Source organism: Donghicola tyrosinivorans (assembly GCF_003003355.1).
Taxonomy (GTDB): Bacteria; Pseudomonadota; Alphaproteobacteria; order Rhodobacterales; family Rhodobacteraceae; genus Donghicola; species Donghicola tyrosinivorans.
Window position 1 is genome coordinate 16,454 of sequence record NZ_PVTQ01000003.1, and the last position, 24,831, is coordinate 41,284.

22 protein-coding genes are annotated in these 24,831 nt (G+C 60.0%); 7 read left to right on the forward strand and 15 right to left on the reverse strand.

Annotated features, from left to right (window positions below; genetic code table 11):
* The first annotated feature begins 134 nt into the window (after positions 1–134).
* On the forward strand, positions 135–953 hold the full coding sequence (locus tag CLV74_RS04870; protein WP_106263111.1) for an LOG family protein: 819 nt from the start codon (positions 135–137) through the stop codon (positions 951–953).
* Positions 954–1,052: 99 nt separating this feature from the next.
* Here the strand turns inward: CLV74_RS04870 and CLV74_RS04875 are convergent, their stop codons facing one another.
* The 4 genes from CLV74_RS04875 to CLV74_RS04890 form a co-directional block, all read right to left on the reverse strand.
* Positions 1,053–1,790 (reverse strand): gamma-glutamyl-gamma-aminobutyrate hydrolase family protein, encoded by a 738-nt coding sequence (locus CLV74_RS04875; protein WP_106263112.1) that lies wholly within the window; start codon positions 1,788–1,790, stop codon positions 1,053–1,055.
* A complete protein-coding gene (locus CLV74_RS04880) occupies positions 1,787–2,761 on the reverse strand; it encodes an amidoligase family protein (protein WP_106263113.1) in 975 nt (324 codons plus the stop codon). The genes CLV74_RS04875 and CLV74_RS04880 overlap by 4 nt, the downstream gene beginning before the upstream one ends.
* A 50-nt stretch (positions 2,762–2,811) precedes the next feature.
* Positions 2,812–3,996: a dual-specificity RNA methyltransferase RlmN gene (gene rlmN / locus CLV74_RS04885; protein WP_106263114.1), complete on the reverse strand. Its 1,185-nt coding sequence runs from the start codon at positions 3,994–3,996 to the stop codon at positions 2,812–2,814.
* Positions 3,997–4,110: 114 nt separating this feature from the next.
* Entirely contained in the window at positions 4,111–4,641 is a 531-nt protein-coding gene (locus CLV74_RS04890; RefSeq protein ID WP_106263115.1) for an invasion associated locus B family protein, read from the reverse strand.
* 173 nt (positions 4,642–4,814) lie between these two features.
* On the opposite strand from CLV74_RS04890, the gene CLV74_RS04895 reads away from it, so the two are divergent.
* Positions 4,815–5,813 carry an asparaginase gene (locus CLV74_RS04895; RefSeq protein WP_106263116.1) on the forward strand — a complete coding sequence of 333 codons (999 nt, stop codon included), beginning with the start codon at positions 4,815–4,817 and terminating at the stop codon, positions 5,811–5,813.
* Positions 5,814–5,868: 55 nt separating this feature from the next.
* Here the strand turns inward: CLV74_RS04895 and CLV74_RS04900 are convergent, their stop codons facing one another.
* Together CLV74_RS04900 and serB are read right to left on the reverse strand one after the other, a co-directional pair.
* On the reverse strand, positions 5,869–6,201 hold the full coding sequence (locus CLV74_RS04900) for a YciI family protein (protein ID WP_106263117.1): 333 nt from the start codon (positions 6,199–6,201) through the stop codon (positions 5,869–5,871).
* Positions 6,202–6,298: 97 nt separating this feature from the next.
* Positions 6,299–7,174, reverse strand: coding sequence for a phosphoserine phosphatase SerB (gene serB, locus CLV74_RS04905; RefSeq protein ID WP_106263118.1), 876 nt, complete (start codon positions 7,172–7,174; stop codon positions 6,299–6,301).
* A 159-nt stretch (positions 7,175–7,333) separates the two neighbouring features.
* On the opposite strand from serB, the gene CLV74_RS04910 reads away from it, so the two are divergent.
* The 3 genes from CLV74_RS04910 to CLV74_RS04920 all read left to right on the forward strand — a co-directional run bounded on the left by CLV74_RS04910 (position 7,334) and on the right by CLV74_RS04920 (position 10,959).
* Positions 7,334–8,479, forward strand: a complete 1,146-nt coding sequence (locus tag CLV74_RS04910) for a phosphoserine transaminase (RefSeq protein WP_106263119.1) — start codon at positions 7,334–7,336, stop codon at positions 8,477–8,479.
* Positions 8,480–8,551: 72 nt separating this feature from the next.
* Positions 8,552–10,147, forward strand: a complete 1,596-nt coding sequence (serA, locus tag CLV74_RS04915; RefSeq protein WP_106263120.1) for a phosphoglycerate dehydrogenase — start codon at positions 8,552–8,554, stop codon at positions 10,145–10,147.
* A 71-nt stretch (positions 10,148–10,218) separates the two neighbouring features.
* Positions 10,219–10,959: a metallophosphoesterase gene (locus CLV74_RS04920; protein ID WP_106263121.1), complete on the forward strand. Its 741-nt coding sequence runs from the start codon at positions 10,219–10,221 to the stop codon at positions 10,957–10,959.
* Between the two features lie 202 nt (positions 10,960–11,161).
* On the opposite strand, the gene tdh is transcribed toward CLV74_RS04920, so the two are convergent.
* The 8 genes from tdh to urtA all read right to left on the reverse strand — a co-directional run bounded on the left by tdh (position 11,162) and on the right by urtA (position 19,994).
* Positions 11,162–12,205, reverse strand: a complete 1,044-nt coding sequence (gene tdh, locus CLV74_RS04925) for an L-threonine 3-dehydrogenase (protein WP_106263122.1) — start codon at positions 12,203–12,205, stop codon at positions 11,162–11,164.
* Entirely contained in the window at positions 12,202–13,389 is a 1,188-nt protein-coding gene (locus CLV74_RS04930) for a glycine C-acetyltransferase (protein ID WP_106263123.1), read from the reverse strand. Before CLV74_RS04930 ends, tdh begins: the two co-directional genes overlap by 4 nt.
* 94 nt (positions 13,390–13,483) lie before the next feature.
* Positions 13,484–14,062 (reverse strand): helix-turn-helix domain-containing protein, encoded by a 579-nt coding sequence (locus tag CLV74_RS04935; protein ID WP_106263124.1) that lies wholly within the window; start codon positions 14,060–14,062, stop codon positions 13,484–13,486.
* A 36-nt stretch (positions 14,063–14,098) separates the two neighbouring features.
* On the reverse strand, positions 14,099–14,794 hold the full coding sequence (gene urtE, locus CLV74_RS04940; protein WP_106263125.1) for an urea ABC transporter ATP-binding subunit UrtE: 696 nt from the start codon (positions 14,792–14,794) through the stop codon (positions 14,099–14,101).
* Positions 14,795–14,797: 3 nt separating this feature from the next.
* Positions 14,798–15,538 (reverse strand): urea ABC transporter ATP-binding protein UrtD, encoded by a 741-nt coding sequence (urtD, locus tag CLV74_RS04945; protein ID WP_106263126.1) that lies wholly within the window; start codon positions 15,536–15,538, stop codon positions 14,798–14,800.
* Positions 15,535–16,701: an urea ABC transporter permease subunit UrtC gene (urtC, locus tag CLV74_RS04950; protein ID WP_106263127.1), complete on the reverse strand. Its 1,167-nt coding sequence runs from the start codon at positions 16,699–16,701 to the stop codon at positions 15,535–15,537. The genes urtD and urtC overlap by 4 nt, the downstream gene beginning before the upstream one ends.
* Before the next feature lie 3 nt (positions 16,702–16,704).
* Positions 16,705–18,675, reverse strand: coding sequence for an urea ABC transporter permease subunit UrtB (gene urtB, locus CLV74_RS04955; protein WP_106263128.1), 1,971 nt, complete (start codon positions 18,673–18,675; stop codon positions 16,705–16,707).
* 59 nt (positions 18,676–18,734) lie between these two features.
* Positions 18,735–19,994 (reverse strand): urea ABC transporter substrate-binding protein, encoded by a 1,260-nt coding sequence (urtA, locus tag CLV74_RS04960; protein WP_106263504.1) that lies wholly within the window; start codon positions 19,992–19,994, stop codon positions 18,735–18,737.
* A gap of 339 nt (positions 19,995–20,333) precedes the next feature.
* Between urtA and CLV74_RS04965 the strand changes: the two genes are divergently transcribed.
* Both CLV74_RS04965 and CLV74_RS04970 read left to right on the forward strand, forming a co-directional pair.
* Complete coding sequence (locus CLV74_RS04965; RefSeq protein WP_106263129.1) at positions 20,334–21,509, forward strand: acetyl-CoA C-acyltransferase family protein; 1,176 nt, start codon at positions 20,334–20,336, stop codon at positions 21,507–21,509.
* 66 nt (positions 21,510–21,575) lie between these two features.
* Positions 21,576–24,122 (forward strand): hybrid sensor histidine kinase/response regulator, encoded by a 2,547-nt coding sequence (locus tag CLV74_RS04970; protein WP_106263130.1) that lies wholly within the window; start codon positions 21,576–21,578, stop codon positions 24,120–24,122.
* Here the strand turns inward: CLV74_RS04970 and yaaA are convergent.
* Complete coding sequence (gene yaaA, locus CLV74_RS04975; protein WP_106263131.1) at positions 24,068–24,823, reverse strand: peroxide stress protein YaaA; 756 nt, start codon at positions 24,821–24,823, stop codon at positions 24,068–24,070. The genes CLV74_RS04970 and yaaA overlap by 55 nt on opposite strands.
* Positions 24,824–24,831: the final 8 nt, after the last annotated feature.

Sequence of the window (24,831 nt, forward strand, 5' to 3'; positions counted from 1 at the left end):
GGTTCAAAACTCGACGGCTTTTAGCCCGTTTATCCGGCACTGTGAACGGGAAAGTCACATGTTTTACACGCCCGACTGGCAAAGACCTTTCGAAACAACTACCTATAAAGACAAGACACCAACCCGAGGGCCCTATGAAAGACGACCGCCAGAACCCCCTACCCGACGCCGAACGCGACATCCGCCTGGCCGAGGGGGTCCCGCGCACCCCGCAAACCCTATCGCCGTCCTACCAGCTGGCCTTCCACGATCTGGACTTTCTCAAGCATGACGCCCTGCGTCCCGTGCGCCTGCAACTGGAACTTCTCAAGCCCGAGATGATCCTGGCTGAACAGAAGGTCCAGTCCACCATCGTCATGTTCGGCGGCGCCCGCATCCCCAGCCCCGAGCGGCGCGATATGGCCCGCAGCCCTGCAATGGCCGAACTCTCGCACTACTACGATGAGGCCCGCGAATTCGCCCGCCTGATGACTGCGGAATCCCTAAAGTCCGGCGGCACCGAAAACGTCATCGCCACCGGCGGCGGCCCCGGCGTGATGGAGGCGGGCAACCTTGGCGCCCATGACGCTGGCGGCAAATCCATCGGCTTCAACATCGTGCTGCCCCACGAACAGGCACCAAACCCCTATGTGACGCCGGAACTCAGCTTCAACTTCCACTACTTCGCTGTCCGCAAGATGCACTTCCTGATGCGCGCCCGCGCCATCACCATCTTCCCCGGCGGCTTCGGCACCCTTGATGAACTGTTCGAGACCCTGACCCTCATCCAGACCAAACGCATGAAGCCGGTTCCGATCCTGCTCTTCGGGTGCGAGTTCTGGGAAAACATCATCAACTGGGACGCCCTGAAAGACGCAGGCACCATCGCCCCCGAAGACCTCGACCTCTTCCGCTATGTGGAAACCGCCGCCGAGGCCGTCGCGATCATCGAAGACTACGAAGCCAAGTCCTGATTTCATCTTGGCATAAATACCTGAAACGGCGCGCCCTTTGCCAAGAGCGCGCCGTTCTCGCATTCATCCCCCCGGACAAAACACGCAGTCAGAGCCGTCTCAGGAGAATATCTCCAACTCTGCCATGCTGCGCTGACGATCCACCGCGTTCAACTGGCGCAAATCCTTGCGGTAGGCCCGCGCGGCGCGAACCAGCGCGCGGAATAGGCGGCGCTGGCGGCGGGCGTAGAATAGATGCTCAGGATGCCACTGGACGCCCAAGGCAAAGGGCTCTGTCACGCTTTCCACCGCTTGGATCATCCCGCCCTCATCGCGGGCCGCAACCCGCAAACCGTCGCCCACCCGATCAACCGCCTGCGAATGCAGGGCGTTTACCGTCATCGGTTTTGTCCCTGCAATATGCGCCAATCGTGTGTCATCGCAAACCAGAACCTCTTTGCGGGGCAGGATGGTGTAGTATTTCTTGCTGGCCTTAAAGACCCCATAGGCATCCTGATGCAGCGTGCCGCCTCGGGCGACGTTGATCATCTGGCTGCCACGGCAAATCCCCATCACCGGCATCCCGATCTTCTGACACCGTTCGACGACACCGCGCTCCAACGCATCCCTTTCAGCGTCCAAACGGGCCGAGGTGACGATCTTGCCGCCATAAAGATCAGGCGAGATATCGTCGCCGCCGCCAATGATCACCCCGTGCACCTGATCCAAGGGCGCATCACGCCCCGCACCCCATCGCACAGAGCGGCCTCCGGCAATCCAGACGTTCAAGGCAATCAACGGGAATATCCGCCATCCAGACCGGTTCGAGGTCGTGACTGCGATAACAGGTCGGCTCATGCGGTCTCGGGGACCAGCCCCGCCTCATCCAGAATCTCACCGCAGCGATCCGCCCAAGTGCTCCGAAGCAAGGTGATCTTGCCGTGGTTTTCCTTCCACTCGGTTCGCAAACGCGCCATCAATTCGGGATCACACGCGATCTTCTCGACCAGCCACCAACGATGCCATTCCTTGGCCAAAGACCATTCGGGATCATCAATCAGACAATCCGGAAGGCGGAAGTGAAAAGTAGGACGGGCGTTAATCTCGTTCGCTTTTGAGGCACCAAGGATGGCGGTGACCTTGTCCGGATAGGCCTCCATCAACAAAGGCAGCATATCCAACCCACGGTTCCGGTCGGGACAATGAGCCAGATAGGTCTCGACCAACTGATCAGCCGAAGGCGCCTCGCCCAGATCGATCAGGTCAGAGACCAGACGGGTCGGATAGGCCTCGGTAAACGGGATGATCTGGCGCGAGCCGTCAATGGGCATAGCCTTGCGCATCCAGTCCTCGATCATCGCAAAAGCCATCAGGGGGCGCAGGATGCTGTGCACATCCGAACCTTCAGACTGCACATTCAGGTGGATGCCGAACCCGTAGAGAACGCCGTCACCGCTGCCCTTGGCCCCAGCATCGCGCAGGGCATGAATGCCACGATCCAACTGCTTCATCTGATCAAAGCTCAAAGGCTCGGTGACCACTTCGACGGGGATCACCTCGCGGCCCACTTTCAGACCCAAATCACGCAGCGCGCTTTTCTCGGCGTTGCGCAGGAAGATATCCAGATAGACCTCGAAATCGCCAAGGCTGCTGCCTTCCACAACCCAGATCGGATCTTTTTCAAGCTGCGCTTGGCCACCATAGGTCCGGGCTAGAATTCGGGCGGCCTTGTCTTCGGGCAGACCGCCAAATTCAATCTCCACGCCAATCCGGCGCGGATTGCCACGGCGGTCACTGGGGACAGGAAGGGGAGTATATTCGAACGTCATAAGCGCCTCTTTTACCCAATCAACGGGCAAAAGGCGCTTTTGGTTCCCGATTAACCGGCTTTGGTTTCGGCTTCGATCTGCGCGCGCGATTTGCGGGCGCGTTCGGTAGCCGATTTCAACTGGCCACAGGCGGCCATGATGTCCTCACCGCGCGGAGTGCGGATTGGGCTGGCGTAACCGGCTTTGTAGATGATGTCGGCAAAGCTCTCGATCCGCTCCCAATCCGAACGCTGGTAGGGCGAGCCGGGCCATTCGTTGAAGGGGATCAGGTTGATCTTGGCGGGAATGCCCTGGATCAGTTTGACCAGACGGCGGGCATCCGCGTCGGTATCGTTCACGTCCTTCAGCATCACGTATTCAAAGGTGATCCGCTCGCTGTTGGACAGCTTGGGGTAGGCACGCAGGGCCTCAAGCAGTTCCTTGATGTTCCACTTTTTGTTGATGGGTACCAGCTTGTCGCGAACCTCATCGGTGGTGGCGTGAAAGCTGACGGCCAGCAGACAGCCAATCTCTTCGGCGGTCTTGGCGATCTCGGGGACAACGCCGCTGGTGGACAGGGTAATGCGGCGGCGGCTCAGGCTGATGCCTTCACCATCCATAGCGATCTTCATCGCGTCACGAACGTTGTCAAAGTTATACAGGGGCTCGCCCATGCCCATCAGAACGATGTTCGACAGCAGACGGGGACGTTCGCCCGCAGGCTCACCGGGTTTGGGCCATTCACCCAGATCATCACGGGCCATCATGATCTGGCCGACGATCTCGCCCGCGGTCAGGTTGCGCACCAGCTTCTGCGTGCCGGTATGACAGAACGAACAGGTCAGAGTACAGCCCACCTGCGAGCTGACGCAGAGTGTGCCGCGATCGGTTTCGGGGATGTAGACCACCTCTACCTCATGGCCACCCGCGATCCGCACCAGATACTTGCGGGTGCCGTCCAGAGACACCTGCTTGCTGACCACCTCGGGGATTTCGATGACGAAATTCTCATCCAACTGGGCGCGGTAGCCCTTGGCCAGATTGGTCATCGAGTCAAAGTCGCGCACGCCCCACTGATAGATCCACTGCCAGATCTGGTTCACACGCATCTTGGCCTGCTTTTCCGGCGTGCCGATGGCCAGCAGCGCATCGCGCAGACCGTCGCGGGTCAGGCCGACCAGATTGGTCTTGCCACCCTCGGGCAGTTTGCGGGGCATGGTCAGTACGTCTTGAGTGATCGGTGCAGAGGCCGTCATGAGCGTTCATCCTTTGGGCTGAGCGCGCCGTATAGCGGATTCGTTAGAAAAACACAAAAGGAACCGAACGCGCCTGCGTCCGGCCCCTGTCATGTCAGGTATGCGTCTGGCTGATTACTGGGCGCAGCGCTTTTGAGCGTCGTCGACAGCAGCGGTAAAGCCGGTCAGCGAGAAAGTGTCTTTGGTCTGGGTACCACGGCTGGACACACCCACCAGAGTCGCATTCGCGCCGCGCTTCATTGCGGCAACGATCTTTGCGTCATCTGCGGGGTTCGCGGGCCATGCCCATTCACCTTGGGTGAACATGGGGAAGTTGGTGCCATCCACGGTCAGACCCACTTCAGAGCCGTCACGGAACGGATAGCCGCCGGTAAAGGCAACCTGCTGCGCAACACTTTGAGCAGGACGGAAGAACACCATCAGCTGGATTTCACCGCGCGACACCGAAACGACGCGACCGTCTTTCGTGTTTACAGTTTCTTTGGGCACAGAAACGGCCCAACATTCGCGGGGGTCCTGTCCCTCAAAGACGTTCCAATCCTGCATCACTGCAACCTGATTGTTCGACGTCTCTTGCGCAGATGCGCCTACAGCGATCATCGATACCAGTGCAGCTGCAAGCCCACGCGCAACCAATGCCTTCATATGTCCAGCCTCCGAGCTGTCATGCCTCTTCCCGTGATCCCGAATATCGAGGTTTTGGCACCTCGTGCCACGGGATCATTTTCATCTCGACGGACGGACTGTAACGTAAAACATCATGCAGGATAAAGCCCCTACGGCGGCTTTCTGCCAAGACCCTACGGAGACGTGAACCTATGTCAAATCCTGCCCCTCTGGCCGAACTGTGGCGCGGCGACCTTTTGGAAAGCCTTCATACGGGTCATGCGGTTATCTGCGACAGTTCAGGCCAGATCGTATGGTCCTGTGGCAACCCTGATACCATCATCTACCCCCGCAGTTCGGCCAAGATGATTCAGGCTTTGCCCCTTGTGGAATCCGGCGCCGCAGACGCGGCGGGCCTTGGTGTTCCGCAACTTGCGCTTTCATGTGCCTCTCACAGCGGCGAGGCGCAGCACACCACCCGCGTGGCCGACTGGATCGAAGGACTGGGCCTGAGCGAAAACGATTTTCGCTGCGGCGTCCAGCAACCCTCGCATTCAGAAACCCGAAGAACGCTTTTGTTGAACGGAGAGGCGCCTTGCCAATTGCACAACAACTGCTCGGGGAAACACGCAGGGTTTTTGACCCTGAACCGGCACCTTGGTGCGGGGGCCGAGTATGTTGAGGTGGATCATCCGGTCCAAACCGCCTGTAAGACGGCCTTTGAAGAGGTCACGGCCATGGACAGCCCCTGCTATGGCATCGACGGATGCTCGGCCCCGAATTTCGCGACCAGTGTTCACGGGCTAGCGCGGGCGATGGCGTCCTTTGCCAGCGCCCATACCCGTAGCGGCGTGCGGGCCGAAGCCCAGAGCCGTCTGGTGCAGGCCATGATCACTCACCCCGAACTGGTGGCGGGCACAGGACGCGCCTGCACAGAGTTGATGGGTGCGGCAGCGGGCCGCGCCGCGCTGAAGACCGGCGCAGAGGCGGTCTTCGTGGGGATGATTCCCGAAACCGGCTTCGGCATCGCGCTGAAAGTGGTGGATGGCGGTACCCGCGGCGCGGAATGCGCGATTGCGGCGCTGATGGTGCGGCTGGGAATTCTGGATGCCAATGATCCAGCAGTGCTGAAGCGCATGAACGCAGTGCAAAAGAACTGGCGCGGGATCGAGACCGGCATCATCCGCCCCGCCGCGCATCTGTTGTCCTGAGCCAGCTGTCTTAATCCAGCGGAGCGGGCGCTGGTCGCGCCCGCACAGGTTTTATTTATTCACGCCCACTGATTTCGGGGATCTCATGGGCCTCGGCCACCTCGACCGAGCCGCCCATCGCGATCATCGGACAGCCGCTGGCGATATCCAGCGCCTCTTGCAGGGTCGGAACCTCGATCACCGAAATCCCCATCGTGGGATTCGCGCCGCCGTTCGGGACCGTGCCGCTGACTGAAACCGTGTGGGACTGGCCGACCGGAAAGCCTTCGTCGATCCAGACGCCTGGATGATGGGCGACCCAGCGGTTCCATGCCTTGATGGTGTTGACCGCTTCATCGGGCGATCCGGGCTGTTCGCCCCCGTGATAAACGAAGAGAAATTTGGGCATTGATGCTTCCTTCAGAAATGACCTGAGCAAATGAAAAACGCGTGGCCAGCCTAGCCGGTCACGCGTGATTCGCATTGATCTGAATGAAGTGCAGCCCTTAGGCGACGAATTCGTCGCGGCTGTAGCCCTGAATATAAAGCAGCGCCGTCAGGTCACCGTGGTTGATGCGGATATCGCATTGCGCCGCGACCGAGGGTTTCGCGTGCAGGGCAACACCAAAGCCCGCGCGGCCCAACATGCCAAGATCGTTCGCCCCATCTCCGACGGCGACCACATCAGCCTCGGTGATGCCAAGACGGGCCGAGATTTCTTCCAGCGCCTGCACCTTGGCTTCGCGGCCCAGAATCGGGCGGCCCACATCGCCGGTCAGTGCGCCATCTGCGGCGATCAGCGTATTGGCACGATTTTCGTCAAAGCCCAGTTCTGCAGCCACTTTCGCTGTGAAGGCGGTAAATCCGCCCGAGACCAGCGCGCAGTAGCCGCCTTGCGCCTTCATGGTGGCCAGCAATTCCCGCCCGCCGGGCATGAATGTGATGCGCTCGGCCAGAACCTTGTCGATCACGTTCTCGGGCAGACCTTTCAGCAGGCACACACGCTCGGTCAGGGCTCCTTCAAAGTCCAGCTCGCCGTTCATAGCGCGGGCCGTGATATCTTTCACACGCTCGCCAACACCCGCCTCATCGGCCAGCTCATCAATGCATTCCTGCTGGATCATGGTGCTGTCCATATCCGCCAGCAGCATCTTCTTGCGGCGACCTTCGACGGGCAGGATCACAAGATCAACGCCTTGGTCCTGTAGGTCCGCCCAAACGTCCCACTGGTTATCGGGCAAAGTGTCCAAGGCAAACTCGGCTGCAACATCGGGCGCCAGCCACTGGATGTCGCCGCCGCCCCATGCGTTGCGCAGCGAATCGACCAGCACAGGCTGGAGCGCAGGATTGGCGGGATTTGTCAGAAGCGTTGCCACATACATGGGGGAAGTTTCCTATAGAAGACACGGAGCGTCGTATTTGGGGTCTCAAGCGGCGCTATAGCGACAAAATGGCTATTGTGAAAGCCCGCGAAGCCCCGTATCTGCGTCGGCGGGACACCTCTCCCCAACGAGAGGCGATTATCTGGAAGGGTACCAGCAATGGCTATCGCACAACCGGCAACGCGGCCGGCAAACCCGCGTTTTTCTTCTGGCCCCTGCGCCAAAATCCCCACATTCTCGCTGGATATGCTGTCGGACGCCGCACTGGGCCGTTCGCACCGCGCTGTCGTTGGCAAAGCCAAACTGAAGGCTGCCATCGAAGAAACCCGCGAACTGCTGGGGGTTCCTGCCGACTACCGTATCGGTATCGTGCCTGCCTCTGACACCGGCGCCGTCGAAATGGCGCTTTGGTCGATGCTGGGTGCCCGCAAAGTGACCATGCTGGCATGGGAAAGCTTTGGTTCGGGCTGGGTTACTGACGTTGTCAAACAGCTGAAGCTGGATGCCGAAGTCCGCACCGCAGATTACGGCCTGCTGCCCGATCTGGCGACCGTCGATTTCAACACGGACGTTGTGTTCACCTGGAACGGCACCACTGCCGGTGTCCGCGTGCCCAACGCTGACTGGATCGCGGCTGACCGTGAAGGTCTGACCATCTGTGACGCCACCTCGGCTGCGTTCGCGCAGGATCTGGACTGGGCGAAACTGGATGTGACCACCTTCTCGTGGCAGAAAGTCATGGGCGGCGAAGGCGCACACGGCATCATCATCCTGAGCCCCCGCGCTGTTGAGCGTCTGGAAAGCTACACCCCTGCATGGCCCCTGCCGAAGATCTTCCGCATGACCAAAGGCGGCAAGCTGATCGAAGGCATCTTCGTGGGTGAGACCATCAACACCCCCTCGATGCTGGCGGTTGAGGACTATCTGGTTGCCCTGAACTGGGCCCGTGAGATCGGCGGCCTGAAGGCACTGCAGGATCGTGCGGATGCAAACGCAAAGGTCATCTTTGACTTCTGCGACCAGAAAGACTGGATCGCGAACCTGGCAGAAGTGGCGGAAACCCGCAGCAACACTTCGGTCTGCCTGAAGTTCACCGACGATCGCATCAAGGACGGCGCTGTCTTCGCGAAAGCGGTTGCCAAGCGTCTGGAAAAAGAAGGCGTTGCGCTGGACATCGGTGCATACCGTGACGCGCCTGCCGGTCTGCGCATCTGGTGCGGTGCCACCGTGGAAACCGCCGACGTCGAGGCTCTGATGCCTTGGCTGGAGTGGGCTTTCGAAGCAGAAATCGAAGCGCAAGCCTAAGCCTTTCCCTACGGGGGCGCTGTGACGCCCCCGACCTTTCCCATAGAATTCTCAGATCAAAGGACCATCAAAATGGCTCCCAAAGTTCTCGTATCCGATAGCCTGTCCGAAACCGCAGTTCAGATCTTCCGTGATCGCGGCATCGACGTGGATTTCATGCCCAAGCTGGGTAAAGACAAAGACGCGCTGGCCGAAATCATCGGCAACTACGATGGTCTGGCCATCCGTTCGGCCACCAAAGTGACCGCAGCCCTGCTGGAAAAAGCCACCAACCTGAAGGTCGTCGGCCGCGCTGGTATCGGCACCGACAACGTGGACAAAGAAGCTGCCTCGAAGCACGGCGTGATCGTCATGAACACCCCCTTCGGCAACATGATCACCACCGCCGAGCATGCCATCGCCATGATGTTCGCCGTCGCTCGTCAGATCCCCGAGGCGTCGGAATCGACCCACGCGGGCAAGTGGGAAAAGTCCAAGTTCATGGGCGTCGAGCTGACCGGCAAGACCCTTGGCGTCATCGGCGCTGGCAACATCGGTGGCATCGTGTGCGACCGTGCCCGCGGCCTGAAAATGAAGGTCATAGCGTTCGACCCCTTCCTGTCGGAAGAAAAAGCCGAGAAGATGCAGGTCGAGAAAGTCGAGCTGGAAGAGCTGCTGAAGCGTTCGGACTTCATCACGCTGCACGTTCCGCTGACCGACGGCACCCGCAACATCCTGTCGAAAGAGAACCTGGCAAAAACCAAGCCCGGCGTGCGCATCATCAACTGTGCCCGCGGCGGTCTGGTGGACGAAGAAGCTCTGGCAGAGATGCTGAAGTCGGGCCACGTTGCTGGCGCGGCCTTCGACGTGTTCGCGGTTGAGCCCGCAGTCGACAACGTTCTGTTCAACCTGCCCAACGTGGTCTGCACCCCTCACCTGGGCGCGTCGACCACCGAAGCACAGGAAAACGTGGCCCTGCAGGTCGCCGAGCAGATGTCGAACTACCTGCTGACCGGCGCTGTTGAGAACGCGCTGAACATGCCCTCGATCACCGCTGAAGAAGCCAAGGTCATGGGTCCGTGGATCGAACTGGCAGGTCACGAAGGTGCCTTCATCGGCCAGATGACCGATGATCCGATCAAAGCGATCAACGTTCTGTATGATGGCGTTTCGGCCAGCATGAACACCGCCGCGCTGACCTCGGCTGTTGTGGCTGGCATCATGCAGGCGACCAACCCTGACGTGAACATGGTTTCGGCACCCGTCATCGCGAAAGAGCGTGGCGTGCAAATCTCGACCACCACTCAGGACAAGTCGGGCGCGTTTGAAGGCTACATCAAGGTGACCGTGGTTACCGAGAACTTCGAGCGTTCGATCGCTGGTACCGTCTTCAGCGACGGCAAGCCGCGCTTCATCCAGATCAAAGGCATCAACATCGACGCCGAGATCGGCGAGCACATGCTCTACACCACCAACGACGACGTACCGGGCATCATCGGCACCTTGGGTGGCGTTCTGGGCGACAACGGCGTGAACATCGCGAACTTTACTCTGGGCCGTAAAGCATCGGGCGCCGAGGCCATCGCGGTTCTTTACGTTGATGCTCCGATCGACGCGAACGTCGTTGCTGCACTGAAAGCAACCGGCAAGTTCAAGCAGGTCAAGCCGCTTCAATTCGACGTCAAGTAATCGTCGAAAAAGCGTGTTAACACAGGCCTGTCGCAGCGATGCGGCAGGCATTTTTTGTTCGGAGACTGTTTATGCGTCATTACGCCATCGGGGATATTCATGGGCATCTGGACAAGTTGCAGGGCGTCCATGCACTGATCGAGGCTGACCGCGCCGTGACCGGCGATCACGCTGCCCCCGTCGTGCATCTGGGCGATTTCGCGGATCGCGGCCCCGATGTGAACGGCGTGCTGGAATACATGATCGCAGGTCAAACCGAGGGCCGTCCGTGGATCAACATCCTTGGCAACCATGACCGGATGATGTGGCACTTTCTGCAAGAGGAAGAGCAAAGCGATCCGTTGCGGGACGATCTGCACTGGCTGATGCTGAACATCAACATCGGCGGGCGGAAATCGCTGGCCTCTTACGGGGTGGATGTGTCGGACGACCGTCCCGTCGCCGAGATTCACGCCGAAGGCCGCGCCAAAGTTCCTGCCGCCCATCTGGATTTCATCACCAGCTTGAAAGAGTATCACTGGGCCGATGATCTTTACTTCTGCCACGCAGGCGTGCGCCCAAATGTGGCGCTGGATGCGCAGGTGCAGGATGATCTGGTCTGGATCCGGAAGGACTTTCACGACCACCACGACAGCTTTGGCCCGCTGATCATCCACGGGCACACCCATCTGGACGAAATCACCCACTACGGCAACCGCCTGAACATCGACACCGGTGCCGCCTATGGTGGGCCGATTTCTGTGGTAGTGATTGAAGGCCGCGATGTGTGGGAGTTGACCGAAAACGGTCGTCGGCCTGTGACACCCGCCTGAAGACATAGAAACGGGGTGCCCAACAGGACACCCCGTTTTTTAACGTGCCATTTACGGCTTACGACAGACCGTGTGGCCAAACCGATACAACACTAGGTGGCGGCTTATAAATGTGAGACAAAAACTTACATTCAAACCCTGCCATATACCTCGTTAGGCGTACACCCTTTAGATAGAAATCGCGAAGTTGCAGTTTTGCTTGTTAAGTCCAATCCAGAACGATTTTGCCCGATTTGCCGCTGCGCATGATCTCGAACGCCTCGGCATAGTCGTCCTTACCAAAGCGGTGAGTGATCACGCGGCTTACGTCCAAACCGTTCTGAAGCATGGCGATCATCTTGTACCAGGTCTCAAAAATCTCGCGGCCGTAGACGCCTTTGATGGTGATCGCTTTGAAGACGATGCGCGACCAGTCCACGGGGCTTTTGCCCGGCGGAATACCCAGCAGAGCAATTCGCCCGCCCATCACCAGCGCCTCGACCATCTGGTCCAGCGCCTGCTGGTTGCCGGACATCTCTAGGCCCACATCAAAGCCCTGCTTCATCTTGAGGCGGGCGATCACGTCTTTCAGATCTTCTTCGGCCACGTTAACGGGGGTGACATCAGCCACCTGCCCTGCCAGCGAAAGACGGTCCGCGTTCACGTCAGTGATCACCACATGACGTGCGCCTGCGTGACGGGCCACCGCGGCGGCCATGATCCCGATGGGACCGGCGCCGGTGATCAGCACGTCCTCGCCCAACAGATCAAAGCTTAGCGCGGTGTGGACAGCGTTCCCCAGCGGATCAAGGATCGCGCCGATGTCGTCGCTGATCTCATCAGGCAGGGGCACCACGTTAAAGGCGGGCAAGCGCAGGTATTCAGCAAAAGCGCCCTGTTCATTCACTCCGATGCCCCGCGTTTCGGGGTCCAGATGGAACCGTCCCGCACGGCTTTGACGGCTGGTCTTTCCGATCAGATGCCCTTCGCCGCTGCACCGCTGGCCGATGGACAGCCCTTCCACGTTGCGGCCCATATCCACGATCTCACCTGCAAATTCGTGGCCAGTGACCAGCGGGACGGGAATGGTCTTTTGCGCCCATTCATCCCAGTTCCAAATGTGAATATCGGTGCCGCAAATGCCGGTCTTCTTGATACGGATCAGCACGTCATCGGGGCCAATTTCCGGCACAGGACGCTGTTCCTGCCACAGGCCAACGGCGGGCTGCGCCTTAACCAAAGCGCTCATGGTGTTGGGACGGGTCATGCGATCACTCCGATCTTGCGGCCAGCATTGGCAAAGGCGTTCAGGCCGAAATCCAGATCCTCGCGGGTCAGGGCGGCATTCATTTGGGTACGGATGCGGGCTTGGCCCTTGGGCACGACGGGGAAGAAAAAGCCCGAGACATAGACGCCTTCTTCGAACAGAGCATTCGCCATATCCTGCGCCTTTTGCGCCTCACCCAGCATGACGGGGACGATGGGATGCTCACCGGGCAGCAGGTCAAAGCCCAGATCAGTCAGCCCCGCGCGCCAGTACTTTGCGTTCTCGAACAGTTGCGCACGCAGATCATCGCCCTGCTCGACCAACTCCAGTGCCTTGAGGCCCGCAGCCACCACCGACGGCGGCAGCGCGTTTGAGAACAGGTAAGGCCGTGCCCGCTGGCGCAGCAGATCAATCACCGGCTGCGGTCCCGCGATATACCCACCCAATGCACCACCCAGAGCCTTGCCCAAAGTGCCGGTCAGGATATCCACGTCCACCTCTTGGTGCGCGGCAGTGCCTTCACCCTTCGGCCCCATAAAACCGGTCGAGTGGCAGTCATCTACCATGACAATCGCGCCGTATTGAGCCGCCAGATGGGTGATCCGCGGCAGATTGGCCAGATAACCGTCCATGCTGAAGACGCCATCGGTGGCGATCATGATGTGACGTGCGCCAGCCTCGCGGGCCTCGATCAGCTTGGCCTCAAGATCCGCCATGTCGGAATTAGCGTAACGGTAACGCTGCGCCTTACACAGGCGGATGCCGTCGATGATCGAAGCATGGTTCAGCGCATCGGAAATAATCGCGTCTTCCGGCCCCAGCAGCGGTTCAAATAGCGCGCCGTTCGCATCGAAACAGGCGGCAAAGAGGATCGCATCATCCTTGCCCAGAAACTCGGCCAGACGCTGTTCCAATTCGCGGTGCAGGTCCTGCGTGCCGCAGATGAACCGGACCGAGGCCATTCCGTAGCCATGATCATCCATCGCGCCCTTGGCGGCCGCGATCAGGTCAGGGTGATCTGCCAGCCCAAGATAGTTATTCGCGCAAAGGTTCAGCACCTGACGTCCGCCCACCGTCACCCGACCCGCTTGGGGCGAGGTGATCAGCCGTTCGCGCTTCATCATCCCGTCCGCTTCGATCTGATGAAGGGTTTCTGTGATCTGGTTCAAGAATGCGTTCGTCATGAATCACCTCCGTGTTTCAACGAAGGTTATCATGGCGGATTAGATTCCGAAATACCGGAAATCCGTCTTAAGGGAAAATATCCGTGATCGCGGATTAACCGTCCTGCACCACTAGAAAGACCTGCGCAGGGCCGGTCTCGGCGCTGATGGTGTGGGGCTGATCCACGGGATAACGGGCGGTGTCGCCTGCCTTCAGCAGTTCCACTTGCGTACCTGCCTTCAGGCGCACGATGCCACTGATGACCGTCAGATGCTCACGCGAGCCGCGCTTGTGCGGGTCACTGTCCAGAATGCCCCCTTCGGCAAAACGGATATCGTAGACCTCATGGCGGCCCACCTCTTCTGGCGGCGACAGAATACGGATCGAGCAGCCCTGCCCTTTGTTGTTGATCGTCGGCACGCTGGCGTCGCGCAGCACTTCGATCCCCGGCGCATCGGTCGCGCCTTCCAGAAGGCCCGCGAAATCCACCTGCAAGGCACGGGTCAGGTTCCACAGGGTGGCGATGGTGGGGCTGGATTCACCACGCTCTATCTGGCTGACCATACTGCGGGACACCCCTGACAGCTTGGCCACCGCATCCAGCGACAAGCCCTGATCGCGCCGTGCGGCCCGCAGGCGAGCTGGCAGCAGCGAAAGGACTTCGGTTTCGGGGGGCGTGCTATTGTCCGTCATAGCGGAAGTCATGCCACGTCCCCCGTTTGTGTCAAGTCAGACCGACACCGCTTGCATCACTTGGTCACGGCTGACCTCACCCTTCGGGCCGGACAGAGTGACCTGACCGCGACGCAGGGCGTAGAACTGGTCCGCAAGATCGAAGGCAAAGTCAAAGTACTGTTCCACCAGAACAATCGCCATATCGCCCCGTTCCCGCAGGTGAGAGATCACGCGGCCAATCTGCTGGATGATGTTGGGCTGAATGCCCTCGGTCGGCTCATCCAGCAGCAAGAGTTTCGGCTTGGTGATCAGGGCGCGGCCGATGGCCAACTGCTGCTGCTGCCCGCCCGAGAGGTCACCGCCACGGCGATGGCGCATCTCTTTCAGCACGGGGAACAGCTCATAAATCTCGTCAGGGACAAAGCGTTCGGACTTGGGCAAGCAGCCCATGCCGGTCTCTAGGTTCTCTTCCACAGTCAGCAGCGGGAAAATCTCGCGCCCTTGGGGAACATAGCCGACACCATTCTGCGCCCGCATGTGGGAACGCATTTTTGTCAAATCAACGCCATTTAGCGTAACTGCGCCACCCGATGGCAAATGCGTGCCTGCCAGCGCCTTCAAGAGGCTGGTTTTCCCAACCCCGTTGACGCCCATGATACAGGTGACTTTCCCTGTCTCAGCCTGCATCGAAATACCCGACAGGATTTGCGAAGCGCCGTAGTGCAGGTCCAGATTATCTACTTTCAGCATAACTCAGCGCCCCAGATAGACGTCAATCACGTCCTGATTGGAGGTCACGTGGTCAAGGCTACCCTCGGCCAGAACGGACCCTTCGTGCAGAACGGTGACTTTGCAGTTCAGACGGCGGACAAACTCCATATCGTGTTCAACCACCACAACAGCGCGGGTTTTCGCGGTGCGGACCAGCAGATCGGTGGTGTGCTCACGCTCGGGCGCAGTCATACCAGCGGCAGGTTCATCCACCAACAAAAGCTGCGGGTCTTGGGCCAGCAACATGCCGATCTCCAGCCACTGCTTTTGACCGTGGGACAGATAGCCCGACTGCTTTTCCAGATGATCCTTCAGGCCGATCTCTTCGGCCAATGCCTCAATATCCGCTTTTTCCTGCGCGTCAGGACGGTGGCGCAGGACCGAGAACGGACTGCGCGGGCGCTTCAGCGCCATGCGCAGATTTTCCGTGACAGTCTGCGCCTCAAACACGGTGGGGCGCTGGAATTTACGGCCCACACCGGCGTTCGCAATCTGCGCCTCGGTCATCTTCAGCAGGTTTTCGCTGCGGTCCCCCCACAGAATACGGCCCTCATCGGGTTTGGTCTTGCCGGTGATGATGTCCATGAAGGTCGTTTTGCCCGCCCCGTTGGGACCGATCACCGCCCGCATCTCGGCCTTACCGATCTGGAACGAGAGGTTGTTGATCGCGCGGAACCCGTCAAAGGTCACAGTGACGCCGGAGACTTCTAGCAAGGTACTCATTTGCTGTCTCCTTTGCGGAAGATGCCGTCAACCAAGCCCGCAAGGCCCTGCGGCGCAAAGAGGGTGACAAGGACAAAGCCCAGACCCAGCAGCACCTGCCACCAATCCACCCACTGGATGGTGTAGAAGCCCAAGGGCAGATCGGGGGCCTGACCGCCGGTGAACCATGTGGACGCCAGCGACACCGCAGCCGCGCCAATGACCGCGCCATAAAGACGCCCGCGGCCACCAATCGCGACCCAGACCGCCAGATAGATGCTGGCGATGGGGGCCATCTCGGCGGGGTTCACGATGCCCGCTTGGGGGTAATAGAGTGCACCGGCAATCGCCGCCATCACGGCAGTCAGGGTGAAAACCAGCAACTTGTAGTGTTCGACTTCATAACCAAGGAACCGCAGGCGGGCCTCATCATCGCGGATACCGCGAATGACCGAGCCGAACTTCAGGTCCATGATCCGCGACGCCAGCAGATACCCCAGCCCCAGCGCCAAGGCCGACGCCCACAGGAACCACAGGGACAGGATCGACTGGGGCACATGGCCCAGACCGGGGATGTTTTGCAGACCCGACAGGCCGTTATTGCCGCGCAAGCCGCTGTCGTTCTGGAACAGGTACAGGGACAGCGCCAGCGTCATGGCTTGGGTCAGGATCGACAGGTAGACACCCGTCACACGGCTGCGGAAAGCCAGCCAGCCAAAGACCAGCGCCAAGAGGCCCGGCACCGCGACCACAAGGATCAACTGCACCACAAGGCTATCGGCAAAGAACCAGATCGCCGGAATGTCCGAGCCACCCACAACGCCAAAAATCTGGTTGCCGATGGCATCGGACAACTCTTGCGGGGTCAGAGGCAGCGGTTGGCTGGTGGCGGCCTCCATGACGATGTTCTTGGTCCGCTCGAACATCAGCCACATGCCGATCAGGTAGCCGCCAAGGGCAAAGAACGCCATGTGGCCAAGGCTAAGGATGCCGCAGTAGCCCCACACCAGATCCAGCGCGATTGCTGCCAGACACAGGCACAGGGTCTTGCCCAAAGTCTTGACCATAGAGGTCGAGATCAGATCGCCGCCTCCGCCGGTGGAAAAGACCGACACGATCAGGGTGAACAGGAACAGCAGGAACAAAACAGCCGGCAGCGACGGGGTACGTTTGATGAAATCCATAACTTAGTTCCCCGCAGCGCGGCCTTTGAGGGCGATGATGCCCCGTGGCCGGAATTGGATGAAAAGGATCACCAGCAGGATCATGTAGGTCTGCGCGGCGAGGGTGTTCGACGGATTGAACCACTCGATCCCCTTCTGGGCGAAACCGATCACGGTCGCACCGGCCAGCGTGCCCCAGACGTTACCCACACCGCCAATGACCACAGTCATGAAGCTTTCTACGATGTAGTCCTGCCCCAGTTCCGAGGTCACTTTGGCAAAGAGGCCAATCGCAACGCCTGCGATCCCAGCGATGCCAGAGCCAAGCCCGAAGGTCAGCATGTTCACGCGGTCAGGGTTGATGCCCATCGAGGCCGCCATTTTGGGGTTCTGCGACACGGCGCGCACCTCAAGGCCCAGACGAGTCTTCTTCAGAACGAACAGCAGCAGACCAAGGAACACCATCCCCAGCACGAAAATCGCGATCCGGATATAGCTGATCGAGACCACATCGTTCAGCACCCAAGCCCCATCCAGCCACGCGGGCGAGGTCAGCGGACGCGCCTGCGTGCCAAAAATGTTCTTGGCCAGCTGTTGCAGCGCGATCGAGATGCCGAAGGTCGCCAGCAAGGTCTCAAGCGGGCGATGGTAGAGCCAGCGGATCACCAGACGCTCCATCGCGACACCAGCGGCGAAGGTCACTGCAAAGGCCAACGGCAAGGCGACGATCAACGACAGGGTGTAATCGGGGATAATCTGCTGCACCACATAACCAGTGTAGGCACCCATCATGATGAATTCGCCATGGGCCATATTGATCACGCCCATCACGCCGAAAGTAATCGCCAGACCAATCGCCGCGAGGAAGTAGATCGAGGCAAGGCTTAGCCCGTCCAGCGTCAGGTCGAACAGGCGGCCGACCATCACTTTGGTCTCAATGTCTTTCAGGGTTTTGACAGCGGCGGCGGTGACGGCGGCATCGGCTTCGGTGTAGGCGTCAAAATAGACGTGACCGTCCAGAAGCGCTTGCTTGCCCTCTTCGCTAACGTCCGTGGGAACAATGCCCTTAGCGGCCAGCGCGGCATAGGCACGGTCGCGGGCCTCGTCAGTATTCAGGGCGTGCAGCGCAACGCCGCCCACGGCAGCGCCTTCGATATTGGCCAGCAGCGCCTCTTTCACCTGCGCGGGGCTGATGTCGGCGGTGGCGATACCTGCACCCACCAGCAGGGCGTAGGCTTCGTCGTGCGTCAAATCGCGGCCGATCCTCAATTCTTTCGCAATATTGGCTTCTTCGGGCAGCGTTTCTGCCACCTGACGCTTGGTCGCCAGCAGCGGGTTCAGCGCCCCGCGGGTCGATACATCAAGCGAGCCCGCAAAGCTTTCAATCGCCGCCACACGCTCTTCGGTGGTTTCGGCGTATTGGATGGTCAGCAGGCGTTCCAGCCGCTCTTTACGGGCGGCAAGGGCGGGATCGGGATCAGGTTGCGCCTGCATCGCTGCGCGCAAGGCCTCAAGGTGCATGGGTTCAGACGCACGTTCAATGCTGGTCAGCGCGTCGGCACGAATGCGGGCGCTGTCATCATTCAGCTGGAACGGCACCAGCGCGGCACCAATCGCACGACGCACACCGGCGTTGGGCTTGATCTGAGAAAAAGGATCGTCGGCGACTTCGCCCTGATCGGCACCGGTGTCGATGTCGAAAACATGCAGGGTGTCGCGGTCCACCTCATTGGCAAAGACGAAATCGCCCGTGTCTTTGTTCTGATAGATTTCCTTGTCCTGCCAGCGGCGCAACATCTCGCGGGTCTGGGGCAGACCACTGGCGGACAGCGCCTCGATCACGGGACCGATGGTGCGGGCAGAGGGTTTGGCGATGTCTTTGCTATATTGCTGCATCAGCGCCTGCATGGAGTCCTGCGCGCTAGATGCGACTGGCAGGAGGAACATGAAAAGGCAGGCGACACACAACAGAGCGCAGGTACGAAAAATGCGCATGGGGTATTCCTGTCAGAGAGAAAGCGGGGGCCCGAAGGCCCGCCGCTAGGATCGTCTGATTAGTAGTTCGACTTCAGCTGAACGCAGGTCTCGGTCTCGGTGTTGTACATACCGCAGCCCAGATCTTTCCAATCCGAGGTCAGAACAGCCGATTCCGGCAGGAAGTCGGTCCACGCGTCGCCGGGAACCTCTTCGGTCTGGCTGATGATATCGAACTGGCCGTCTGCCTGAATTTCACCGATCAGAACCGGCTTGGACAGGTGGTGGTTCGGCAGCATGACAGCGGTGCCGCCGGTCAGGTTCGGGAACTCTTGACCGTACATGGCGGTACGGACTGCATCCACATCAGTGGTGCCAGCCGCTTCAACTGCGTTCACCCACATGTTGAAGCCGATGTAGTGGGCTTCCATCGGGTCGTTGGTCACGCGCTCTTCGCCAGCGAAGGCTTTCCATTCTTTCACGAACTCGGCGTTCACTTCGGTGTCTGCCGACTGGAAGTAGTTCCACGCGGCCAAGTGGCCGACCAGGTTGGTGGTATCCAGACCCGACAGTTCTTCTTCACCGACCGAGAAGGCCACGACGGGGATGTCTTCTGCCGACACGCCAGCCGCTGCCAGTTCTTTGTAGAAGCCGATGTTCGCGTCACCGTTGATGGTGCTGATCACGCCCACGCGCTTGCCGTCTGCACCCAGTGCCACCACGTCCGCCACGATCTTGGACCAGTCCGAGTGACCGAAGGGCGTGTAGTTCACAAAGATGTCCTCTGCCGCGATACCTTTGTCTTTCAGGTACTGCTCAAGGATCTTGTTGGTGGTGCGGGGATAAACGTAGTCGGTGCCAAGCAGCGCGAACTTTTCGATGCCCAGTTCGTCAAGGAAATAGTCAGTCGCGGGGATCGCCTGCTGGTTCGGCGCGGCGCCGGTGTAGAACACGTTCTTCGAGCTTTCCTCGCCCTCATACTGGACGGGGTAGAACATCAGGCCGTTCAGCTCTTCCAGAACCGGCAGCGCCGATTTGCGCGAGACCGAGGTCCACGACCCGAAGATGACGTCCACGTTTTCGACGGTCAGCAGCTCACGCGCCTTTTCAGCGAACAGCGGCCAGTCCGACGCGGGGTCCACGACCACAGCTTCCAGCGGGCGACCCAGCACACCACCTGCCGCGTTCTGCTTTTCGATCAGCATCAGCATGGTGTCTTTCAGAGTGGTCTCGGAAATAGCCATGGTGCCCGACAGCGAGTGCAGAACGCCGATCTTGATCGGCTCACCTTCGGCCGAGGCCATACCAGCGGACAGTGCAACAGCGGCGACAGCGCCCATAAAACGATTGATCTTCATAACTCCCGTTCTCCTTGTATAGCCCGGCGGCTCTGTTTCCGGCCGCTTTGGGATTAAGAAATGTCGCAGACGACCTTTGGCGCGTCGTCTTGCTGGACGCATCTCGCCTGCGACGGGTGCCTCTCAACAAGGCAGAACCCCCAAAACGGGACGTGAAAACCTGTGCAAGCGCACAATTTGTAATCAAAAAACCTCTGGCGCACAGTTTTTGGGCGAAAAATCAATGGATTTTGGGGGAATTCGTGACCGGACGTTATTCGGACAGAGAAGGGCTGTCGCGGTAATCTGTGCGGGACTCAGGGGTCAAAGGGGAGAGACACCATGACGGATATCGTAATTCTTGGCGGCGCACGCACCGCCATCGGCACCTTCGGCGGCAGCTTGGCGGGCATCGCCCCCAGCGCCTTGGGCGCAACCGTGGCGCGAGAGGCCATGCAGCGCGCAGGGATTGAGGGCGCACAGGTGGGGCATGTGGTCTTTGGCCATGTGATCAACACCGAACCACGGGACATGTATCTGTCGCGCATTGCGGCGATGGATGCGGGCATTCCGGACACCACGCCCTCGATGAACGTCAATCGCCTGTGCGGATCGGGCGCGCAGGCCATCGTTAGCGCCGCGCAATCGCTGATGCTGGGGGATGCGGACTTCGCCGTCGCAGGCGGCGCCGAAAGCATGAGCCGTTCACCCTACATCGTGCCCGGCGCGCGCTGGGGCACCAAGATGGGCGACATGCAGGCACAGGATATGATGCTAGGGGCGCTGAACTGCCCCTTCGGCACCGGCCACATGGGCATCACCGCCGAAAACGTCGCGGGCGAGCATGACATCACCCGCGAGGCGCAGGACGCCTTCGCACTGGAAAGCCAAAATCGGGCAGCGGCAGCCATCACGGCAGGCCACTTCAAAGAACAGATCGTCCCTGTTGAGGTGCGCGTCAAACGGGACATGGTGCCCTTTGAGGTGGACGAGCACCCCAAATCCACCACGCTTGAAGCTCTGTCCGGTCTACGCCCCGCCTTCCAAAAAGGTGGCACTGTCACCGCCGGTAACGCCAGCGGCCTGAACGACGGCGCAGCCGCACTAGTTCTGGCGCGGGCAGAGGCGGCAGAGGCCGCGGGCCTGAAACCCTTGGCCCGTGTGATCGGCTACGCCCACGCAGGCGTCCGCCCCGAGGTCATGGGCATCGGCCCCGTCCCTGCGGTCCAGAACCTGCTGGCACGCACCGGCCTCAGCATCAATGACTTTGATGTCATCGAATCCAATGAGGCCTTTGCCGCGCAGGCACTGGCGGTGAACAAGGAGTTGGGGCTGGACCCCGCCCGCGTGAACCCCAATGGCGGCGCGATTGCTCTGGGTCACCCTGTTGGGGCCACGGGCGCGATCATCACCGTCAAAGCCCTCTATGAATTGATGCGCACAGGGGGCAAACGCGCCCTGATCACCATGTGCATCGGCGGCGGACAGGGTATTGCGCTGGCGATTGAGCGAACCTGAGGCGGTTAATCCTCGATTCACCTGACTGGGGCATTCTCCGATCATCATTGACCGGAGAATCGCCTGATGGATCTGGCCACCCGACTGGCTCAGGAACGGCGCGCACGACTAGCCGCTGAACGCTTGCTTGACCTCAAGCAAGAAGAGCTTCGTGCGGCCAATCGCAAGCTGGGACGGCACGCCGAGGCGCTGACCGCCGATCTGGAAGAGACCCGCGCCGAGGTTGAGACGATCAGAAAGGACCACAATAGGGTTCTGATCGACCTTGGCGTCGCCATGACCAAAGCCGAAGTCGCAGAGATGCGCCTTTGGCAGGCGCTTGAGGCGGTGCAGGACGGCTTTGCCCTGTTTGACGAAAGCCGCCGTCTTGTGCTGGCGAATGGCGCCTATCTATCGCTCTTTGACGGGCTGGACAGCGTGCGCGAAGGGGCCACCCACGCCCATATCTTTGAAATGATGGCCGCAGAGGGCATCGTTGACCTTCAGGGGGAAACGCTGGCCGACTGGCTGGACCGGATGCAGGCCCGCTGGGACAGCGCCGCGCCCGAGCCTGAGGTTCTGCGTCTTTGGAACGGCCACTTCATAAAACTTGTGGACCGCCGCACGCCTCAAGGCGGGATGGTGACGCTGGGGGTCGATATCACTGATCTGATGCGGCTTTGGGCGGCGGTGCATTCGGTCCCGAACGGCTTTGTCCTTTATGATCAGGATGACCGGCTGATCACCTGCAACGACACCTTCAAACAATACTACGCCGACACTGCGCCTGCCCTGAAACCGGGCGCCGCGTTTGAGGACATCCTGCGCTACGGGTTGGAACGCGGCCAATATGCCGAGGCATTGGGCCGCGAAGAGGCATGGCTGGAAGATCGCCTGAATCGCTCGCGCACGGGGACCGAAGTTGAGCAACTGATGACCGACGGTCGCTGGCTGCGCATTCTGGAACACAACACGCCCGATGGCGGACGCGTGGGGCTGCGGGTGGACATCACCCAGATGAAAGAAAACCAGCGTGAGCTAAAGATCGCCAAAACCCGCGCCGAGGCCGCCAGCCACGCCAAATCCGCCTTTCTCGCGAATATGAGCCACGAAATCCGCACACCGATGAATGGCGTCATGGGGATGGCAGAACTGCTTGGCGATACTGAACTGGATGACGAACAGCGGCTTTATGTGGACACGATCCGCAACTCGGCCGAGGCGCTGCTGGTGATCATCAACGACATTCTGGACTATTCGAAGATCGAGGCGGACAAGATGATCCTGCACGCCGCACCTTTCGATCTGGAACGCTGCATCCACGAAATCCTGACCCTGCTGCAGCCCAAAGCGCGTGAAAAAGGGATCGCCTTGGTTCTGGATTACGATCTATTCATGCCCACGCGCTTTGTGGGCGATCCGGGGCGCATCCGACAAATCCTGACCAACCTGATCGGCAACGCGGTAAAATTCACCGAGGCCGGTCATGTGGCCGTGCGCGTGACTGGACATGCGGGCGACGACGGGTCTGCTGTGCATGTGGTGGTCGAAGACACCGGCATCGGCATCGCCCCCGAAATGGTCGATCACATTTTTGGCGAATTCAATCAGGTTGAAGGGGATCGAAACCGCAAATTCGAAGGCACCGGACTGGGGCTGGCGATCACGCGCAAACTTGTGGACCTGATGCAGGGCGAGCTTTGGGTTGAATCCGAACTGGATCGCGGCACCAGCTTCGGCTTTCGCCTGCCCCTACCCGCCGATGAGGCCAGCCATGAGGGGCACCGCATCGAAGGCGGCTTGCGCCATGTGCTGGTGGTCGATGATCTGGCCGTGAACCTGACCATTCTGGAAAAGCAACTGGGACTGGCGGGTCTGAAGGTTTCCTGCGCCTCTAGCGGGGCCGAGGCGTTGACCGTGCTGGAAAAAGGCAACGTCGATCTGGTTCTGATCGACCACCGGATGCCGGAAATGGACGGGTTGGAACTGGTGCAGGCGATGGTGGATCGGGGCCAATCCGTGCCGACGGTTCTTTTGTCGTCGAACCCCGGCGCTGCGGCCAATGATCCAGCCCGCATCCACCTGAAACGGGCGCTGCAAAAGCCGGTGCCACGGGCGCAGCTGCTGTCGGTGTTGGAAGAGGTGGCTGCTGACTGTCCGGCCCCCGCAGCGACGCCCGCCCCACCGGAACAGCCGCCGCACCTTGTCGTCATGGCGGCAGAGGACAACAAGACCAACCAGCTGATCTTCTCCAAGATGACCAAGGACTTGCCGATTGACCTGACCTTTGCGGGCAACGGCTTGGAGGCGATCGAACTGTACCCAAAGCTAAGGCCGGACATGGTGTTCATGGATATCTCGATGCCCGGCATGGACGGAAAAGAGGCGACCCGCCGCATCCGCGCGATGGAGGAAGAGCGGAACTGGCCTCCTGTCCCCATCATCGCCCTCACGGCCCACGCACTGCCCGAAGACCAGAAAGAGATGTTTGACGCAGGCGCCTCGGACTACATGACGAAACCCCTGAAACGGCAGGAGGTCACATCAAGGGTACTGGCGCACCCGTCGCTATGCACGGATCAGACGGCTGCTCTGACAAACACCCAGCGGTCGCCTTCGCTTAGGTCCGGCTGATAGGCGTAACCGCCCAGATCAAAGTTCTTCAGATCTTCCGGATCGGTCAGGCGGTGCTCCATCATGTAGCGGGCCATCGAACCGCGGGCCTTCTTGGCATAAAAGCTGACGATCTTGGGCGTGCCGTTCTTTTCTTCCATGAAGACCGGCGTGATCACGCGCAGGTTCAGGGCCTTCAGATCAACCGCACCGAAATATTCCTGACTGGCGCAGTTCACCAGAACCTCGGTCTGTGCGGCCTGCGCCTGAACATTCAGAGCCTCAGATATCTGCGCGCCCCAAAATTCATACAGATTCTTGCCCTTTGGGGTCTTCAGGCGGCTGCCCATTTCCAGACGGTAGGGTTCAATCGCGTCCATCGGGCGCAAGAAACCGTAAAGGCCCGACAGAATGCGCAGGTGATCGTCGGCCCACCGCATGGCGTCTTCGTCCAAAGTCTTGGCCTCAAACCCCTGATAGGTGTCGCCGGCGAAGGCATAGACGGCCGCCTTACGATCTTGCTCGCCGAAATTGGCAAAACGTTCGGCGTTCAACTGGCCCAGATTGTCACTGATATGCATCAACTTGGACAGGTCTTTCGCGGTCAGGTCACGGGCCACGGTCACCAGTTCTTCGGCCTGCGGCCAGAAATCGGGATGCGAGGTAGCGCCCTCGACAGGGGTCATGTCCATCTTTTTCGCGGGCGAAAGCACAGCCAGCATGTCAGTCT

Bases quoted from the DNA above. Each gene is read 5' to 3' on its own strand.
- CLV74_RS04870 (WP_106263111.1), top strand. From the start codon at position 135: ATGAAAGACGACCGCCAGAACCCCCTACCCGACGCCGAACGCGACATC.
- CLV74_RS04875 (WP_106263112.1), bottom strand. From the start codon at position 1,790: ATGAGCCGACCTGTTATCGCAGTCACGACCTCGAACCGGTCTGGATGG.
- CLV74_RS04880 (WP_106263113.1), bottom strand. From the start codon at position 2,761: ATGACGTTCGAATATACTCCCCTTCCTGTCCCCAGTGACCGCCGTGGC.
- rlmN (WP_106263114.1), bottom strand. From the start codon at position 3,996: ATGACGGCCTCTGCACCGATCACTCAAGACGTACTGACCATGCCCCGC.
- CLV74_RS04890 (WP_106263115.1), bottom strand. From the start codon at position 4,641: ATGAAGGCATTGGTTGCGCGTGGGCTTGCAGCTGCACTGGTATCGATG.
- CLV74_RS04895 (WP_106263116.1), top strand. From the start codon at position 4,815: ATGTCAAATCCTGCCCCTCTGGCCGAACTGTGGCGCGGCGACCTTTTG.
- CLV74_RS04900 (WP_106263117.1), bottom strand. From the start codon at position 6,201: ATGCCCAAATTTCTCTTCGTTTATCACGGGGGCGAACAGCCCGGATCG.
- serB (WP_106263118.1), bottom strand. From the start codon at position 7,174: ATGTATGTGGCAACGCTTCTGACAAATCCCGCCAATCCTGCGCTCCAG.
- CLV74_RS04910 (WP_106263119.1), top strand. From the start codon at position 7,334: ATGGCTATCGCACAACCGGCAACGCGGCCGGCAAACCCGCGTTTTTCT.
- serA (WP_106263120.1), top strand. From the start codon at position 8,552: ATGGCTCCCAAAGTTCTCGTATCCGATAGCCTGTCCGAAACCGCAGTT.
- CLV74_RS04920 (WP_106263121.1), top strand. From the start codon at position 10,219: ATGCGTCATTACGCCATCGGGGATATTCATGGGCATCTGGACAAGTTG.
- tdh (WP_106263122.1), bottom strand. From the start codon at position 12,205: ATGACCCGTCCCAACACCATGAGCGCTTTGGTTAAGGCGCAGCCCGCC.
- CLV74_RS04930 (WP_106263123.1), bottom strand. From the start codon at position 13,389: ATGACGAACGCATTCTTGAACCAGATCACAGAAACCCTTCATCAGATC.
- CLV74_RS04935 (WP_106263124.1), bottom strand. From the start codon at position 14,062: ATGACGGACAATAGCACGCCCCCCGAAACCGAAGTCCTTTCGCTGCTG.
- urtE (WP_106263125.1), bottom strand. From the start codon at position 14,794: ATGCTGAAAGTAGATAATCTGGACCTGCACTACGGCGCTTCGCAAATC.
- urtD (WP_106263126.1), bottom strand. From the start codon at position 15,538: ATGAGTACCTTGCTAGAAGTCTCCGGCGTCACTGTGACCTTTGACGGG.
- urtC (WP_106263127.1), bottom strand. From the start codon at position 16,701: ATGGATTTCATCAAACGTACCCCGTCGCTGCCGGCTGTTTTGTTCCTG.
- urtB (WP_106263128.1), bottom strand. From the start codon at position 18,675: ATGCGCATTTTTCGTACCTGCGCTCTGTTGTGTGTCGCCTGCCTTTTC.
- urtA (WP_106263504.1), bottom strand. From the start codon at position 19,994: ATGGGCGCTGTCGCCGCTGTTGCACTGTCCGCTGGTATGGCCTCGGCC.
- CLV74_RS04965 (WP_106263129.1), top strand. From the start codon at position 20,334: ATGACGGATATCGTAATTCTTGGCGGCGCACGCACCGCCATCGGCACC.
- CLV74_RS04970 (WP_106263130.1), top strand. From the start codon at position 21,576: ATGGATCTGGCCACCCGACTGGCTCAGGAACGGCGCGCACGACTAGCC.
- yaaA (WP_106263131.1), bottom strand. From the start codon at position 24,823: ATGCTGGCTGTGCTTTCGCCCGCGAAAAAGATGGACATGACCCCTGTC.